Source organism: Escherichia sp. 94.0001 (assembly GCF_013369155.2).
In the GTDB taxonomy this organism is placed as follows: Bacteria; Pseudomonadota; Gammaproteobacteria; order Enterobacterales; family Enterobacteriaceae; genus Escherichia; species Escherichia coli_F.
Map to the genome: position 1 here is coordinate 1 of NZ_JABWMS020000220.1, position 645 is coordinate 645.

Here is a 645-nt window from a genome sequence, read left to right on the forward strand (position 1 = left end):
TCTCCCCATCGCGCTTTCCATTCGAGAGCCAGTCGCGCTTCGTCTGACCACTTAACGCCACGCTCTGTACCGAATGCCTGTATAAGCTCTAATAGCTCCGCAAATTCGCTTACACGCATCCTGCTGGTTGACTGGCCTATTACCACAAAGCCATTCCCGGCAAGGTTAGGAACAACATCCTGCTGCTTTAATGCTGCGGTAAACACACACTTCCAGCTTTCTGCATCCAGCCAGCGACCATGCCATTCAACCTGACGAGAGACGTCACCTAAGCAGGCCCATAGCTTCCTGTTTTGGTCTAAGCTGCGGTTGCGTTCCTGAATGGTTACTACGATTGGTTTGGTTGGGTCTGGAAGGATTTGCTGTACTGCGTGAATAGCGTTTTGCTGATGTGCTGGAGATCGAATCTCAAAGGTTAGTTTTTTCATGACTTCCCTCTCCCCCAAATAAAAAGGCCTGCGATTACCAGCAGGCCTGTCATTAGCTCAGTGATGTAGATGGTCATCTTTTAACTCCATATACCGCCAATACCCGTTTCATCGCGGCACTCTGGCGACACTCCTTAAAAATCAGGTTCGTGCTCATCTTTCCTTCCCGTTCTTCCCTGGTAGCAAACCGGTAATACACCGTTCGCCAGACCTTACC

The 645-nt window shown here is 49.9% G+C and carries 1 protein-coding gene and 1 pseudogene; both read right to left on the bottom strand.

The genetic code is table 11. The features are described from left to right. Positions 1–428 (bottom strand): recombination protein NinB (locus HEN33_RS25345; RefSeq protein WP_000736911.1); only part of this gene is annotated, 428 nt, incomplete at its 3' end. Between the two features lie 73 nt (positions 429–501). Then, positions 502–645 (bottom strand): annotated as a pseudogene (locus tag HEN33_RS25350) (protein ren); the annotation flags it as partial.